This is a genomic window from Roseovarius halotolerans, from assembly GCF_900172255.1.
GTDB classification, from domain to species: Bacteria; Pseudomonadota; Alphaproteobacteria; order Rhodobacterales; family Rhodobacteraceae; genus Roseovarius; species Roseovarius halotolerans.
The window spans coordinates 320,050-334,875 of sequence record NZ_FWFU01000004.1 but is presented as its reverse complement, the minus strand read 5'-3'; the positions used below and the strand labels follow the sequence as shown (position 1 = coordinate 334,875).

The following is a 14,826-nucleotide window of genomic DNA, read 5'->3' as shown; positions in this document are numbered from 1 at the left end:
ATGGCGACCGAAACCCTAGGGGAAACCACAAGCACCTGCGTCGTTGACGGTTCCGCCGTCGGCATGCCGCAGCTGTGCTTCGACTGGTGGCCCAACCAGATTTTCTGGCTTCTGGTCACGCTGGCCGTGATCTTCTTCTTCCTGTCGCGCGTCGCGCTGCCGCGCATCGCCTCGGTTCTGGCCGAGCGTCAGGGCTCCATCACCAACGATCTTGCCGCCGCCGAAGATCTGAAGGCCCGCGCGCTCGAGGCCGAGGAAGCCTATAACAAGGCCCTCGCCGAAGCGCGCATCGAGGCGCAGAAGATCATCGCCGAGGCCAAGGCCGAGATCCAGGCCGATCTTGATGCGGCCACCGCCAAGGCCGATGCCGAAATCGCCGCCAAGCTGGCCGAAAGCGAAAAGAAGATCGCCGAGACCCGCGCAGGCGCGATGGAAAGCGTCCAGGGCGTGGCCAAGGATACCGCCGCCGAGCTGGTTGCCGCGATGGGCACCAAGGCCGACGCGCGGACCATCACCGCGGCCGTGAACGCACGGATGAAGGGATAAGCGCCATGAGATACCTTGCCACGCTGACCGCCCTTTTTGCCGCCAGCCCCGCGCTGGCCGCATCTGGCCCGTTCTTCTCGCTGCACAATACCAACTTCATCGTGCTGCTGGGTTTCCTGCTGTTCATCGCGGTGCTGTTCTACTTCAAGGTGCCGTCGCTGATCGGTGCCCAGCTCGACAAGCGCGCCGATGGCATCAAGGCCGAACTCGACGAGGCCCGTGCCCTTCGCGAAGAGGCGCAGACCCTTCTGGCCAGCTACGAGCGCAAGCAGAAGGAAGTGCAGGAGCAGGCCGACCGCATCGTGTCGCACGCCAAGCAGGAAGCCACCGAAGCCGGTGAACAGGCGCAAGAGAACCTCAAGGCCTCGATCGCTCGCCGTCTCAGGGGCGCCGAGGACCAGATTGCCTCCGCCGAGGCGCGTGCCGTGCGCGAAGTCCGTGACGAGGCCATCCGCGTCGCCATCGCCGCCGCCAAGGACGTGGTCGCCAAGAAGATGACCGCCACTGACGGCAACAAGCTGATCGACGACGCCATCGCCGAGGTCGACGCCAAGATGCACTGACGGATCGAACCACCGTCTCTCATGCGAAAGCCCGGACAATCGTCCGGGCTTTTTCATGTCTGGCGCAACCCACCCCACCAAATGAAAGGGGGCCGTTGCACCGGCCCCTCGATCATTCCTGCCACCGTAACCTTGAATTCCAGCGTGCCCGCCGCCTGCCTTTCATGAAACCACCACATCTGAGGCGGCGGATCATCGGCGCAAACGGGCCGTTCACCGCGATACTGGCGAATCGGATCGAATCGGTCAACCTGCCGTGATTCGTTTCTTGCGATTTCCCGCCCCCGCGCCGTGAAATCAGGCGTTTTCGCGCAGCACATGACCCGCAAGGTAGAGCGAGCCGCAAATCAGGATGCGCGCATGCGGCGCCCGTTCGGCAATCATCCGCAATGCCGCGCGCAGATCCTCGGCCGTGCCGGCCTCAAGCCCCACGGCGCGCGCGGCCCCGGCGGTTTCGCTGGCGGGCAATGTATTGGCCTCGCCGGGAATGGACAGGGCGGTCAGGCTCTCGGCCTGCGCCGCCAGCGGCCCCAGGTAACCGGCGATATCCTTGGTATTGAGCATCCCGCAGATCAGATAAGTGGGCCGCTCGGGCAGGCTCGCCAGATGACGCGCCAGCGCCTGTCCGGCGGCGGCGTTATGCCCGCCATCGAGCCACAGTTCGGCCTCGGGGGCGATTTCGGCCAACGGCCCGCTGTTCAGGCGCTGCATGCGCGCGGGCCACTCGGCGCGCGTGACCGCCGCGCCATAGGCCGCCTCGCCCGCATCGAGTGTGCGCAGCGCCGCCAGCGCCGCACCGGCATTGTCGATCTGGTGCGCGCCCGGCAGGTTGGGCAGCGGCAGGTCGAGCAACCCGCGCTCGTCCTGAAACACCAGCCGCCCGCGCTCCTCGAAGACATGCCAATGCTGCCCCTGCGCGATCACCGGCGCGCCAAGTGCGGCGGCGCGCGCCTCGATCACCTCCATTGCGTCATAGTGTTGCGGGCCGACGACACAGGGCACGCCGCGCTTGATGATCCCGGCCTTCTCACCGGCGATCTTGGCCAGCGTATCCCCCAGATATTGCTCATGGTCGATCGAAACCGGCGTGATGATCGTCAGCGCCGGGGCCTCGATCACGTTGGTCGCATCCAGACGCCCGCCAAGCCCGACCTCCAGCAGCGTGTAATCCGCCTTGATCCGCGACATCGCCAGCAAGGCGGCGCAGGTGGTGATCTCGAAATAGGTGATCGGCGCATCGCCATTGGCCGCGTGACACTCATCCAGCACCGCCGCCAGGTCCGGTTCCGAGATCAGTTCCCCCGCCAGCCGGATACGCTCGTGAAACCGCGCCAGATGCGGCGAGGTATAGGCGTGACAGGTCAGCCCCGCGCCCTCCAGACCGGCGCGGATCATCGCAAGGGTCGATCCCTTGCCATTGGTCCCCGCCACATGGATCACGGGCGGCAGGTCGTTCTGCGGATTGCCCAGCGACTCCAGCAGGCGCCAGACACGGTCCAGAGTCAGGTCGATGATCTTGGGATGAAGCGACATCATCCGCTCAAGGATGATGTCCGATGTCGCGCCGCTCATGTCTTGGGCGATGTGCCGCTGTCGGATGCCTTCTTGGCCGCCTCGGGCTTGGCCTTCTCGGCTTCGGGCTTGTCTCCGGCTTCGGGGGCCGTATCCGGGGTGGCTTCGGGGGCGGGCAGGTCGCCCTTCACCTCGGGCGGCAGACCCAGAAGCATCCTCGTGATGGTGATCAACTCGTCACGCATCTTGGTGCGCGGCGTGACACGGTCCAGCATCCCGTGATCCAGCAGGTATTCGGCGCGCTGGAACCCCTCGGGCAGCTTCTCGCGGATGGTCTGCTCGATCACGCGCGGCCCGGCAAAGCAGATCAGCGCGTTGGGTTCGGCGATATGCACATCCCCCAGCATCGCATAGGACGCCGTGACGCCCCCGGTTGTGGGATGAGTCAGCACGACGATATAGGGCAGGCCCGCTTCCTTGAGCATCTGTACCGCGACCGTGGTGCGCGGCATCTGCATCAGGCTCAGGATGCCTTCCTGCATCCGCGCGCCCCCGGCGGCGGAAAACAGGATCAGCGGACATTTGCGCTTCACCGCCGCCTGTGCGGCGGCGATGATGGCGTTGCCCACATACATCCCCATCGAACCGGCCATGAAGCTGAAATCCTGCGCCGCCGCCACGACGGGCGTGCGGCCGATCTCGCCCGAGACGACCAGCATCGCCTCCTTTTCGCCGGTGGCGCGCTGCGCGGCCTTCATCCGGTCGGGATACCGCTTCTGATCACGGAAATTCAGCGGGTCGGCGACGGGCGCGGGCACGTCGATCTCGGTGAACACGCCACCATCGAACAGCGCGTTGAAACGGTTGCGCGGGGTGATCGGCATGTGATGCCCGCAGGAGGTGCAGACATACTGGTTCTCGCTCAACTCGCGGTGAAACAGCATGGTGCCGCATTCATCGCATTTGGACCATAGGTTCTCGGGCATCTCGCGGCGCGAGAAGATCGAATTGATGCGCGGACGCACGTAGTTGGTGATCCAGTTCATGCCCCGTGATCCCTTGTTGCCTTGCGCCTCCCAGATAATGGGACGCGCCACGAAATGCAATCAGCGCCGCAATACCAGCCGCGCCGCCAGCCAACTGCAGGCCAGCATCATCAGATCGAGTGCCAGCCAGCTTGTCAGCCCGCCGCCATCCCCCAGCGAAAGCGGATAGACATAAAGCGCCAGCCCGTCGAAGATGCCTTCTGGCGCGGCGATCAGCACCGCGCCCAGGTTGTTCACGAGGTGCAGCGCGATCGCCGGGCCAAGCGTGCCGCTGCGCGCCGTCAGGTCCCCCGCCGCCAGCCCGAATCCGCAGGCCCATATCACCACCAGCCAGCTATCCGCCCCATGCATCACCGGATCCAGGTGCAACAGCCCGAACGCCGCCGCCGGCACGCCCAGCCAGATCGCCGGATGCCGGAACCGCGCCGCCAGCTGGCTCTGGAGATAACCGCGAAACACCAGCTCCTCGGCGCCGGTCTGTATCACCAGCCCGGCCAGTCCCAGCGGCAATAGCAACAGCCACCGCCCCGGCGCCATGTTGAGCACCGGCTCGGGGCCGCCGCCCGTGGGCACAAGGGTCAACGCCGCCATCAGCAGGATGATCGCCACCGCCACCTTGCGGAACTGCACGAGCGCCAGGCGCGGCGGCCCGATCAGCCCCGCGATGCGGCGCCCATGCACCAGCGCCATCGCGATGCCCAGCGCGGCGATCAGCGGCACGAAAAGGTAAAGGTTGATCAGGACCCCGGCCGCGCTCGACCCGTTCGCCGACTCGTCGATGATCCCCGCCCAGGTTTCGGGCGTCACCAGTGCCCGGTGCAGCCGCGAATAGACGAAGCCGAAACCAAGGAACAACAGCAGCGTCAGCGCGCTGCCCACCAGCAGCCGCGCGGGATGCGCAGATGCGCGTGCCGGGGCAACAAGCCCTTCATATGGTGCGTAACTCATGGCGCTACGCTAGTGCATCGCACCGGGGCGGGAAACCGCCATCGCATCGGGCGGCGCGCAGCGCGCGCTCTGGCCGCTCATACCCCGGCCCGCGTCCCGCTCGCCCGCGGCCAACTGGCCCTTGTTCCTCGCGGCGCGGTCACTTAAACCCGATCCTGACGATCACGGGGAGGCCCACATGACCAAGTTCGACAAATCCAAACTGCCCAGCCGCTATGTGACCGAAGGTCCGGCGCGCGCACCGCATCGCTCCTATTACTACGCGATGGGGATGACCGAGCAGGAAATCCACCAGCCGCTGGTCGGCGTGGCGACCTGCTGGAACGAGGCCGCGCCCTGCAACATTTCGCTCAGCCGTCAGGCCCAGGCCGTCAAGGGCGGCGTCAAGGAAGCCCACGGCACCCCGCGCGAATTCACCACCATCACCGTGACCGACGGCATCGCCATGGGCCACGAGGGGATGCGCTCTTCGCTGGCCAGCCGCGAGGCGATCGCCGACACCGTCGAACTCACCATGCGCGGCCATTGCTATGACGCGCTGGTCGGGCTTGCGGGCTGCGACAAGTCGCTGCCGGGGATGATGATGGCGATGGTGCGGCTCAACGTGCCCTCCGTGTTCATCTATGGCGGCTCGATCCTGCCCGGCAAGGCACCCCAGATCGACGAGATTCCCGAAGAATTCCGCACCCGTGACCTGACCGTTCAGGACATGTTCGAGGCGGTCGGCTGGCACCAGAACAAGCAGATGTCCGACAAGGCGCTCGATGCGCTCGAACGTGTGGCTTGCCCTTCCGCGGGCGCCTGCGGCGGCCAGTTCACCGCCAATACCATGGCCTGCGTCTCCGAGGCGATCGGCCTTGCGCTGATGAACAGTTCGGGCATGCCCGCACCCTATGAATCGCGCGACCAATATGCCGAGGCCTCGGGCCGCGCGGTGATGGACCTGCTGGAAAAGAACATCCGTGCCCGTGACGTGGTGACCCGCCAGAGCCTCGAGAACGCCGCGCGCGTCGTGGCCTGCACCGGCGGCTCCACCAATGCCGGTCTGCATCTGCCCGCCATCGCCCACGAGGCGGGGATCGAGTTCTATCTCGAGGATGTCTGCGACATCTTCCGCGACACCCCCTATTTCGTCGATCTGAAACCGGGCGGCACCTATGTCGCCAAGGATCTCTACGACGCGGGCGGCATTCCCGTGGTGATGAAGGAGCTGCGCAAGGCCGGCCTGATCCACGAGGATTGCATGACCGCCACCGGCCGCTCCATCGGCGAGGAACTGGACCTGATCGAACGCGAGGCCGACGGCAAGGTGATCTTCCCCATCGAGACGCCGATCACCAAGACCGGCGGCGTGGTCGGACTCAAGGGCAACCTTGCCCCGGCAGGCGCCATCGTCAAGGTCGCTGGCATCGCCGAGGAACACCAGCGCTTCACCGGCCCCGCGCGCGTCTTTGAATGCGAGGAAGACGCCTTCGACGCCGTCAAGGCGCGTGAATACAACGAAGGCGAGGTCATCGTCATCCGCAACGAAGGCCCCGCAGGCGGCCCCGGCATGCGTGAAATGCTCGCCACCACCGCCGCGCTTTCGGGGCAGGGGATGGGCAAGAAGGTCGCGCTCATCACCGATGGCCGCTTCTCCGGCGCGACGCGCGGCTTCTGCGTCGGCCATGTCGGCCCCGAGGCGGCACATGGCGGTCCCATCGCCATGATCAGGACCGGCGACGTGATCACCATCGACGCGGTCGATGGCGTGCTGAGCGTCGACCTCACCGACGAGGAACTGGCCGCGCGCAAGGCCGACTGGGCCGGGCCGCGCGAAACGATCTATGCCAGCGGGGCGCTCTGGAAATACGCGCAGCTTGTCGGCGAAACCTACAAGGGCGCTGTCACCCATCCCGGTGGCAAGGCCGAGCGCCATGTCTACATGGATCTCTGACAGGGCAGGGGTCCGGCGCCTGCCGCGCCGGGCCGCGCTCTTGTGTATGTGTGTGCTGCTTGCCGGATGTATCGGCACCGCCTCCGGGGGGCCCGACAATGGCGCGCCCCTGCGCCAGCTCTCGCTTTATGACGGCGAGGTGGTGGTGGCCGCGCCGCGCGGCTACTGCGTGGACGCGTCCAATCTGCGCCGCCGCGCCTCCGGGGCGGTGGTGCCGATGGCCAGCTGCGAAAGCCTCACGGGCAAGAGCGGGATCGCGGTTCTGCCCGCGCTCATCTCCGTATCGGTTCTGCCGCGCCGGGGCGCCGCGCCGCCCGCGCGCCCCCTCGCCGCCGAGATCGCCGCCTCGCTTGCGCCCGCCCAGCCCCTGCGCCAGATCGACAGGCCGCGCGCCTCCTTCGTGCATTTCGCCAGCGGCGGCGGCGACATCCTGCCGGGGGGCGATCCGGGACACTGGCGCGCCGGCATGGTGATCAACGGTCACCTGATCGGGCTCGCCGTCTATGCGCCCGCTGGCAGCCCGCTCGCCGGCGACGAGGGGTTCGACCTCATCTCGGCCCTCGCCGATGCGCTCTATCGCGCCAGCCCGGACCCCGCCGCCGACAGCGTATCCCGCGCCGCCGCGTCGCAAGCCTATGGATTGTTTCTGTTTCCGGGTTAATGCTATGACAGGCACGGACAGGTCAGTATCGGAACGGTTTGAGGTAAAGCGAATCCCACATGATTGAAATGCGCAGTTCCTTCCTGGACTGGTTCCTGTATCGGCGCGCCCTGCGCTACTGGCGCAAGGCCGCACGCGAGGCATCGCGCGCCCATCTGTCGCTCCTGCGCGCGCAGCGGGCCCGCGCCCGCAACCTGCGCCATTCCCTCAACGAGGTGATCTCGACCGCCGACAACCGGCTGGCCCTGCCGATGATCGGCTCGCATGCCTTTCCCAAACCGCATGGCACCGACTGGGCCTGGCGCCCTTCCCTCTGGAGCACGTCCCTCCCGGTGCCGGGCCGCTCCACCGTCCAGAGCAAGTCACAGCTCGGCGACGAGGTGACCCTGTTCCACGACTGCCAGCACTCGGAACTGACCCTGCGCCAGATCCGCAACCTGCGCGAGGCTGATCTCGCACCCTTCGGCCTCTCCATGGACGTGTTCAATTTCGACGGCTCCTTCCTCTCGCTGGTGCTCTCGCTGCCCGACGCCGCGGTGCAGGGCCTGCAACGGCGCCACCTGATCCGCGTCGACACGATTCTCGAACTGGAAAAGCCGCTGGAAATCTTCGTGCGCCTCAACATCATGCACGGCCCCAATACCGAACAGCTGGTGCGCGAACTGCCCCTTCACGAGGAAAACATTGCCGTCGAATTCGACCTCGCCTATTCCAATATCAACGAGAAACGGGTCGAGCGCGCCTGGATCGACCTGATCTTCGACAATCCGCAAATGAGCCAGGTCACGCTGCGCGACCTGACCCTTTGCCGCCACCCCCGCGCCGAGCTGTGACGGAGCCCCGAATGACCAATCTGACATTGACCAAGACGCGACTATACGAAGGCGTATGGGAAGGCGTTCTGACCCGCGAGGGCGAAGGCAATTATCAGCCGGACATCGAAGTGACCCACCTCAACCAACAGCTCTCCGGGATCGAAGTGACCGAACATCCCGACCATTCCATGTGGGTGCTGCGGGTGCCGATCCCGGCCGACCTCATCGCCGACGGGGTGCAGACCTTCCTGATCCGCGACCGCAAGACAGGCGACACGCTCAACAGCTTCGCCCTGCTTTCGGGCGATGCGCTCAGCTACGACATCCGCGCCGAAGTCACGCTCCTGCGCGAAGAGCTCGACATGCTCAAACGCGCCTTCCGCCGCCATTGCCTGGAAACGATGTAACCCGCCCGGCCCTTCATCTGGCCTCAAATACCTCGGGGGGTCCGGGGGGCTGGCCCCCCGGCCTCGCCGCGAAATGCAAGGCCCGTCAGAAGATCCGCGTCAGCCGTCCTTGCCCAGCTTCACGATGGTCGGCTCGCTCTCGGGCGCCAGCTCCTCGAAGTCGAAATTATCCAGCCGCCGCGCGCGCCGTCCGGCCTTGTCCGCGGAAATCTTGATGTCGCTGATATCCTTGGCCGCCTGGCTGAAATGCCTGTCCAGGTTCTCGACCCGCGTCCCCAGCCGCTCCACATCCCCGAACAGCAGCCCCAGTTCGCGCCGGATCGCCCCCGCCTGTTCGCGCATCCTCGCATCCTTGAGGATCGCACGCATCGTATTGAGCGTAGCCATGCAGGTGGTCGGCGACACGATCCAGACCCGCGCCGCGAACCCGTCGCGCACCAGTTCGGGGAAATTGGCGTGCAGCTCGGCATAGACCGCCTCCGAGGGCAGGAACATCAGCGCGCCATCGGCGGTCTCGCCATCGAGGATGTATTTCTCTGAAATGTCCTTGATATGCTTGCGCACGGATGTGCGCAGAAACTTCGCCGCCTCGTTCAGCTCCCAGTCGGTCGCCGCACGGCGCAGCGCCTCGTAGGCCTCGAGCGGGAACTTGCTGTCGATCGCGATCGGTCCCGGCGGGTTGGGCAGGTGGATCAGGCAATCGGCCCGCCGCCCGTTCGACAGCGTCGCCTGCATCGTATAGCTGTCCGAGGGCAGCGCCTTGGACACGATATCGTTGAGCTGGATTTCCCCGAACGCGCCGCGCGTCTGCTTGTTGCTCAGGATATCCTGCAACGACAGCACATCGCCAGACAGCTTGGTGATATTCTCCTGCGCCTTGTCGATCGCCGCCAGCCTTTGCTGCAGATCGCCCAGCGACTGCGCCGTGCGCCGGGCCGAACCGTGCAGGTTCTCGCTCATCTGTCCCGACACCTGCGCCAGCCGTTTCTCCATCAGTTGCAGCATGTTGGACTGCGCCGCCGCCTGTGCCTCGGAAACGTGGTTCAGCCCGCCAGCCAGCTGATGCTGCCCGTCGCTCAGGCTTTGCACGCTCTGGCCCAGCTGGGTGACCTGCTGCGCGAGCGGCGCCGCCAGACGCACCGAGCGCGCCGAGGCCCGCACCGTCATCACCAGCAGGACCAGCACCAGCAGCAGGAACCCCGCGCCGGCCAGCGCGGCGATCACCAGCGGATCGCCAAGGGAATAGATATGGTCGCCGATCTGGATCATGTGCGTCCGAACAGCCGTTCGATATCGGCCAGCTTGAGTTCCACATAGGTGGGCCGCCCGTGATTGCACTGGCCCGAATGGGGGGTCGCTTCCATCTCGCGCAACAGTGCGTTCATCTCGTCGGCCTGAAGCCGCCGCCCCGTGCGCACCGAACCATGACAGGCGACACGGCTCAGGATCGCTTCTATACGGGCGCGTATGGTCATGCTGTCGCCCTGGTCGGCCAGCTCGTCCAGGATATCCAGAACCATCGCCCGCGCATCGCACTGGCCAAGGATCGCCGGGGTCTCGCGCACCGCCACCGCGCCGCCGCCGAACGGCTCGATCACCAGGCCCAGCTGCGCCAGTTCATCCGCCAGTTCCAGCAGACGCGCGGCGTCGCCTTCGGCCACCTCGACGATCTCGGGGATCAGCAGCGCCTGCGCCGCAACGCCGTTTTCCGCCATCTGGCGTTTAAGCTTCTCGTAAACCAGCCGCTCATGCGCCGCATGGGCATCGACGATCACCATGCCGTCGGCGGTCTGCGCCAGGATGTAATTCTCATGCAGATGCGCGCGCGCCGCGCCGAGCGGCAGGTCCTGCGCCGGGGTCTCCTCGGCCTGCGGCGCGTCTTCGACCACCGGCTCGACCCGTGCGCTGTATTCCTGCGCCATCTCGGCGAAACCGGGCGCCTGTGCACGATAGGTCATCGCCCGCGCCGCGCCTGACGGGCGATCCATCTGGTAAACCCGCGCCGCGCCATCGCTGCCGTCGCTGCTATCCTGTTCGGGGCGCATCGCGCCCAGCGTTGCGTGCCCCACGGTCGATGACGCCCGGTGTCCGGCCTCGGCCAGCGCATGGCGCAGCCCCGACACGATCAGTCCGCGCGCCAGCCCCGGATCGCGGAACCGCACTTCGGATTTCGCCGGATGCACATTCACATCCACCAGCACCGGATCGCAATCGATGAACAGCGCCGCCGCCGGGTGCCGGTCACGGCTCAGCACATCCATATAGGCCGCACGCAGCGCGCCGATCATCATCCGGTCGCGCACCGGGCGGCCATTCACGAACAGGTATTGCGCTACCGCCGAGCCGCGCGAATAGGTCGGCAGCGCGGCATAACCCGTCATGTGCAGCCCCTCGCGCGTCGCGTCGATCCTGAGCGCGTTATCCGCGAAGTCACTGCCCAGGATGCGCGCCAGCCGCCCGTGCAGCGCGTCGAACATATCGCCCGACTCCGCGTCGGCGCGAAATGTCACGCGCCCCTCGCCGCCACCCGATATGTCGCGCAGGGTAAAGCCCACATATGGCTCCGCCATCGCCAGCCGCTTGAGCACGTCGCTTATCGCCTGCGCCTCGGCCCTGTCCGTGCGCATGAATTTCAGCCGCGCAGGCGTGGCATGAAACAGGTCGCGCAGCGTGACGATGGTGCCGCCATTCAGCGCCGCGGGCCTCACCTTGCCCATCTGCCCGCCGCTCACCGTGATTTCACCGGCCTCGCCGCCCGCGACGCGCGATGCGATGCTCAGCCGCCCCACCGCCCCAAGGCTGGGCAAGGCCTCGCCGCGAAAGCCGAAACTGTGGATATTGAGCAGGTCCGATCCGTCGATCTTCGACGTGGCATGGCGCGACAGCGCCAGCGGCAGGTCATCGGGCGCGATTCCGCAGCCGTCATCGGTGACCCGGATCAGCGTCTTGCCGCCATCCGCGTAATCGACCGTGATCCGCCGCGCCCCCGCATCCAGCGCGTTTTCCACCAGTTCCTTGACCGCCGAGGCAGGGCGCTCCACCACCTCGCCGGCGGCGATGCGATTGATCGCGGCATCGTCAAGCTGGCGGATGACGGGCGCGGATTGGCTTATATTGGGGCGGGGCGTGTTCATGCCGCAATACCTAGCATGTGTAGCTCCGATTCTGCCAGAACCCTGTTGGCGCAGGAGCCCGCCAGTGGCAAAAATTTGACTGTCATGGCTTGGCATGGCATCGCATTCAATTATGTGAATGCTAACGCAACGACAGAAGGGAAATGCAATGTTCAGCCGAACCAGCGCCTCGCAGGGGCCGCACTCGCCGACCGTGACGGGGTTTCACGACCCGGCCACCGGCTCGATCCAGTATGTCGTCGTTGACGAATCCACCCGCAAGGCGGCTCTGATCGACGTGGTGCTCGATTTCGACCCGGCCTCGGCGCGCACCACGACCGACAGCGCGCAGGAGATCGTCGATTTCGTGCGCGACGAGGGACTGACCGTCGAGTGGATTCTCGATACCCACCCCCACGCCGATCACCTCATGGCCTCGGCATGGCTCAAGGAGCAACTGGGTGCGCCCACCGCCATCGGCTCGCGCGTGCGCGACATCGCCAAGCTTTGGGAGCGGCTTTACAATACACCCGGCGCCTTCGATCCCGACCGCGATTTCGACCGCCTGTTCAGGGATGGCGACAGCTTCAAGCTCGGTGATCTCGATGTGCGGGTGATGCTCTCTTCGGGCCATACCCTCGGCTCGATCACCTATGTCGTGGGGGATGACGCGGCCTTCGTGCATGACACCTTCATGCATGTCGATGTCGGCACCTCGCGCGCCGATTTCCCCGGCGGCTCCTCCAGCGAGCTTTACGACAGCCTTCAGGCGATCCTCGCGCTGCCCGACCGCACGCGCCTCTTCATCGGCCATGATTATCCGCCCGTGGGTGAGCGGCAAGAGCCCGCATGGGAGGCCACCGCCGCCGATCACCGGGCCAACAACCCGCATGTGGGCGGCGGCGTCAGCCGCGAGGCCTTCATGAAGACCCGCGATGACCGCGATGCCACGCTCGGAATGCCCGCCCGCATCCTCTATGCGTTGCAGTTCAACCTGCGCGGCGGGCGCCTGCCCGATGCCGAGAGCGATGGGAACAGCTATTTCAAGATTCCCGCCAACCGGTTCTGAACCGCCGGACAAGGACTGAAAGGAAACGCGATGAAAACCGAAAAGATCGGCTCTGCCGAATTCCAGACATGGACCGTCGAAGAGGTGGCCGAGGCATGGGCGCGTGACGAGATCGTGCTGATCGACGTGCGCACACCCCAGGAATACATGTTCGAGCATGTCGAGGGCGCGCTGCTCCTGCCGATGCCGTTCTTCAACGCGCACAAGCTTCCGGGACAGAAGGACAAGCAGATCATCTTCCATTGCGGCTCGGGCGTGCGCTCGGAAAAGGTGTCGCGCGCCGCCATCGAGGCCGGGATCGACCGGATCGCCCATATGGAGGGCGGTTTCGCGGCGTGGAAACAGGCCCGGAAGCCCTATATCGGCACCAACCTCGCCACCGGCGCGCCGCAGCAGGTCAACAGCTGACCGGCACATGAAAAAGGCCCGGGCGCGAACGCCCGGGCCATTTTTCTCTGGCTTGTCCCGTTCAGGCGGGATCAGCCCTTGGAGAATTCGGGATAGGCTTCCATCCCCATTTCCGCGATGTCCAGGCCGTTGATCTCGGCCTCTTCGTCGACACGGATGCCCATGACCGCCTTGAGGATGAACCACACCACCAGGCTGCCGACGAAGGTGAACACGCCGTAGGCCGCGATCCCCAGAAGCTGCGTGCCAAGGCTTGCGTCGCCATTGTAGAACACCACCGCAATCGTGCCCCAGATCCCCGCGAACAGGTGCACCGGGATAGCGCCGACCACGTCGTCGATCTTCAGCTTGTCCAGAAGCGGCACCGTGAAGACCACGATCACGCCACCCACGGCACCGATCCAAAGCGACCCGAACAGGCTCGGCGCCAGCGGCTCGGCAGTGATCGAGACCAGACCGGCCAGCGCGCCGTTCAGCACCATCGTAAGGTCAGGCTTCTTGTACATCACCTGCGTCAGGATCAGCGCGGTCACCGCACCGGCCGCGGCGGCCATGTTGGTGTTGGCAAAGATGCGCGACACGTCCGAAACGTCGCCCACGGTGCCCATCGCCAGCTGCGACCCGCCGTTGAAGCCGAACCAGCCCAGCCACAGGATGAACGTGCCCAATGTTGCCAGCGCCAGGTTGGAACCGGGCATCGGGTGGACCTTGCCTTCCTTGTCGTATTTGCCAAGACGCGGCCCCAGCACGATGGCCCCCGCCAAGGCAGCCCAGCCACCGACCGAGTGCACCACGGTCGAACCCGCGAAATCCGAGAACCCGGCTTCAGACAGCCAGCCGCCGCCCCACTGCCAGGAACCCGAGATCGGGTACATGACGCCGGTCAGCAGCACCACGAACACCAGGAACGGCCACAGCTTGATCCGCTCGGCGAGCGCGCCCGACACGATCGACGCAGTCGCGGCGACGAACACCAGCTGGAAGAAGAAATCCGACCCGACCGAGGCATAATCCAGCGCCGCATCCGCCGCCGCCACACCCACCGGGTCCAGCACCGTCGGCGAGAAGAACGTGCCGACATAGCCGTTGAATTCGCCCGGATACATCAGGTTGAACCCCATGAACCAATACATGATGGCCGCGATGGAATAGAGCGCGATGTTCTTGGTCATCTGCATGGTGACGTTCTTCGAGCGCACCAGCCCGCCTTCCAGCATCGCGAAACCCGCCGCCATGAAGAAAACGAGGAAACCCGCCATGCAGAACAGCAGGGTCGTCATGATATACGGGCCGATCTCGTCGAAGCCCGGCGCCGCGGCGTCCTGCGCAAGTGCCAGCGACGGCAGCGCGGTCAGTGCCGCTGCGGCCAGGCCGGTCTTGGTAATGCGATTCATGTCCATAGTCCTTTCCCCCACGCGTCTCAAAGCGCGTCTTCGTTGGTTTCGCCGGTGCGCACGCGCACGGCCTGTTGGATGTCGAGAACGAAAATCTTGCCGTCACCGATCTTGCCGGTGCGTGCGGTCTTGGTGATCGCCTCGATCACCTGGTCGACCATTGACGCCGACACCGCGATTTCCAGTTTGACCTTGGGCACGAAGTTCACGGCATATTCCGCGCCGCGATAGATTTCCGTGTGCCCCGATTGAGAGCCGAAGCCCTTGATCTCCGTCACCATCATCCCGCGCACGCCGATTTCGGTCAGCGCCTCGCGGACCTCCTCCAGCTTGAACGGTTTGATTGTCGCAATGATGAGTTTCACTGATGTCCCTTTCGGTTTCTGTCACCCTGTGCGGTTTGCACCT

The 14,826-nt window shown here is 65.6% G+C and carries 15 protein-coding genes; 8 read left to right on the top strand and 7 right to left on the bottom strand.

What is annotated here, in order from left to right; all coding sequences use genetic code 11:
• Both ROH8110_RS16385 and ROH8110_RS16380 read left to right on the top strand, forming a co-directional pair.
• Positions 1 to 546, top strand: a complete 546-nt coding sequence (locus ROH8110_RS16385) for a F0F1 ATP synthase subunit B' (protein WP_085819063.1) — start codon at positions 1 to 3, stop codon at positions 544 to 546.
• A 5-nt stretch (positions 547 to 551) separates the two neighbouring features.
• Entirely contained in the window at positions 552 to 1,109 is a 558-nt protein-coding gene (locus ROH8110_RS16380; RefSeq protein WP_085818822.1) for a F0F1 ATP synthase subunit B, read from the top strand.
• Between the two features lie 297 nt (positions 1,110 to 1,406).
• On the opposite strand, the gene ROH8110_RS16375 is transcribed toward ROH8110_RS16380, so the two are convergent.
• Genes ROH8110_RS16375 through ROH8110_RS16365 form a run of 3 tightly spaced genes read right to left on the bottom strand, consistent with a single transcriptional unit; the run spans position 1,407 to position 4,615 of the window.
• Complete coding sequence (locus ROH8110_RS16375; protein WP_085818821.1) at positions 1,407 to 2,681, bottom strand: bifunctional folylpolyglutamate synthase/dihydrofolate synthase; 1,275 nt, start codon at positions 2,679 to 2,681, stop codon at positions 1,407 to 1,409.
• Positions 2,678 to 3,667 (bottom strand): acetyl-CoA carboxylase, carboxyltransferase subunit beta, encoded by a 990-nt coding sequence (gene accD / locus ROH8110_RS16370; protein WP_085819062.1) that lies wholly within the window; start codon positions 3,665 to 3,667, stop codon positions 2,678 to 2,680. The genes ROH8110_RS16375 and accD overlap by 4 nt, the downstream gene beginning before the upstream one ends.
• 60 nt (positions 3,668 to 3,727) lie before the next feature.
• Positions 3,728 to 4,615, bottom strand: a complete 888-nt coding sequence (locus tag ROH8110_RS16365; RefSeq protein ID WP_085818820.1) for a CPBP family intramembrane glutamic endopeptidase — start codon at positions 4,613 to 4,615, stop codon at positions 3,728 to 3,730.
• A 178-nt stretch (positions 4,616 to 4,793) separates the two neighbouring features.
• On the opposite strand from ROH8110_RS16365, the gene ilvD reads away from it, so the two are divergent.
• The 4 genes from ilvD to ROH8110_RS16345 are packed head-to-tail and all read left to right on the top strand — an operon-like array spanning position 4,794 to position 8,434.
• The gene (gene ilvD, locus ROH8110_RS16360) at positions 4,794 to 6,551 is read left to right on the top strand and encodes a dihydroxy-acid dehydratase (protein ID WP_085818819.1); all 1,758 of its coding nucleotides are present in this window, start codon (positions 4,794 to 4,796) and stop codon (positions 6,549 to 6,551) included.
• Positions 6,552 to 6,597: 46 nt separating this feature from the next.
• Entirely contained in the window at positions 6,598 to 7,212 is a 615-nt protein-coding gene (locus tag ROH8110_RS16355) for a hypothetical protein (protein WP_245962881.1), read from the top strand.
• A gap of 59 nt (positions 7,213 to 7,271) precedes the next feature.
• Positions 7,272 to 8,045 (top strand): DUF6478 family protein, encoded by a 774-nt coding sequence (locus ROH8110_RS16350; RefSeq protein ID WP_085818817.1) that lies wholly within the window; start codon positions 7,272 to 7,274, stop codon positions 8,043 to 8,045.
• Positions 8,046 to 8,056: 11 nt separating this feature from the next.
• A complete protein-coding gene (locus tag ROH8110_RS16345) occupies positions 8,057 to 8,434 on the top strand; it encodes a hypothetical protein (protein WP_085819061.1) in 378 nt (125 codons plus the stop codon).
• Positions 8,435 to 8,533: 99 nt separating this feature from the next.
• On the opposite strand, the gene ROH8110_RS16340 is transcribed toward ROH8110_RS16345, so the two are convergent.
• Together ROH8110_RS16340 and mutL are read right to left on the bottom strand one after the other, a co-directional pair.
• A complete protein-coding gene (locus ROH8110_RS16340) occupies positions 8,534 to 9,703 on the bottom strand; it encodes a DNA recombination protein RmuC (RefSeq protein WP_085818816.1) in 1,170 nt (389 codons plus the stop codon).
• Positions 9,700 to 11,568: a DNA mismatch repair endonuclease MutL gene (gene mutL / locus ROH8110_RS16335; protein ID WP_085818815.1), complete on the bottom strand. Its 1,869-nt coding sequence runs from the start codon at positions 11,566 to 11,568 to the stop codon at positions 9,700 to 9,702. Before mutL ends, ROH8110_RS16340 begins: the two co-directional genes overlap by 4 nt.
• Before the next feature lie 148 nt (positions 11,569 to 11,716).
• Here mutL and ROH8110_RS16330 point away from each other — a divergent pair, with 148 nt between their 5' ends.
• On the top strand, positions 11,717 to 12,616 hold the full coding sequence (locus ROH8110_RS16330; protein ID WP_121143718.1) for an MBL fold metallo-hydrolase: 900 nt from the start codon (positions 11,717 to 11,719) through the stop codon (positions 12,614 to 12,616).
• 30 nt (positions 12,617 to 12,646) lie between these two features.
• Positions 12,647 to 13,024 carry a rhodanese-like domain-containing protein gene (locus tag ROH8110_RS16325; protein ID WP_085818813.1) on the top strand — a complete coding sequence of 126 codons (378 nt, stop codon included), beginning with the start codon at positions 12,647 to 12,649 and terminating at the stop codon, positions 13,022 to 13,024.
• 71 nt (positions 13,025 to 13,095) lie between these two features.
• Here ROH8110_RS16325 and ROH8110_RS16320 read toward each other — a convergent pair whose 3' ends face one another.
• Entirely contained in the window at positions 13,096 to 14,424 is a 1,329-nt protein-coding gene (locus tag ROH8110_RS16320; RefSeq protein WP_370738120.1) for an ammonium transporter AmtB, read from the bottom strand.
• Positions 14,425 to 14,444: 20 nt separating this feature from the next.
• The gene (locus tag ROH8110_RS16315) at positions 14,445 to 14,783 is read right to left on the bottom strand and encodes a P-II family nitrogen regulator (protein ID WP_085818812.1); all 339 of its coding nucleotides are present in this window, start codon (positions 14,781 to 14,783) and stop codon (positions 14,445 to 14,447) included.
• Positions 14,784 to 14,826 lie beyond the last annotated feature (43 nt).

Bases quoted from the DNA above. Each gene is read 5' to 3' on its own strand.
- mutL (WP_085818815.1), bottom strand. From the start codon at position 11,568: ATGAACACGCCCCGCCCCAATATAAGCCAATCCGCGCCCGTCATCCGC.
- accD (WP_085819062.1), bottom strand. From the start codon at position 3,667: ATGAACTGGATCACCAACTACGTGCGTCCGCGCATCAATTCGATCTTC.
- ROH8110_RS16320 (WP_370738120.1), bottom strand. From the start codon at position 14,424: ATGGACATGAATCGCATTACCAAGACCGGCCTGGCCGCAGCGGCACTG.
- ROH8110_RS16385 (WP_085819063.1), top strand. From the start codon at position 1: ATGGCGACCGAAACCCTAGGGGAAACCACAAGCACCTGCGTCGTTGAC.
- ROH8110_RS16365 (WP_085818820.1), bottom strand. From the start codon at position 4,615: ATGAGTTACGCACCATATGAAGGGCTTGTTGCCCCGGCACGCGCATCT.
- ROH8110_RS16325 (WP_085818813.1), top strand. From the start codon at position 12,647: ATGAAAACCGAAAAGATCGGCTCTGCCGAATTCCAGACATGGACCGTC.
- ROH8110_RS16330 (WP_121143718.1), top strand. From the start codon at position 11,717: ATGTTCAGCCGAACCAGCGCCTCGCAGGGGCCGCACTCGCCGACCGTG.
- ROH8110_RS16380 (WP_085818822.1), top strand. From the start codon at position 552: ATGAGATACCTTGCCACGCTGACCGCCCTTTTTGCCGCCAGCCCCGCG.
- ROH8110_RS16375 (WP_085818821.1), bottom strand. From the start codon at position 2,681: ATGAGCGGCGCGACATCGGACATCATCCTTGAGCGGATGATGTCGCTT.
- ROH8110_RS16355 (WP_245962881.1), top strand. From the start codon at position 6,598: ATGTGTGTGCTGCTTGCCGGATGTATCGGCACCGCCTCCGGGGGGCCC.
- ROH8110_RS16340 (WP_085818816.1), bottom strand. From the start codon at position 9,703: ATGATCCAGATCGGCGACCATATCTATTCCCTTGGCGATCCGCTGGTG.
- ilvD (WP_085818819.1), top strand. From the start codon at position 4,794: ATGACCAAGTTCGACAAATCCAAACTGCCCAGCCGCTATGTGACCGAA.
- ROH8110_RS16350 (WP_085818817.1), top strand. From the start codon at position 7,272: ATGATTGAAATGCGCAGTTCCTTCCTGGACTGGTTCCTGTATCGGCGC.
- ROH8110_RS16345 (WP_085819061.1), top strand. From the start codon at position 8,057: ATGACCAATCTGACATTGACCAAGACGCGACTATACGAAGGCGTATGG.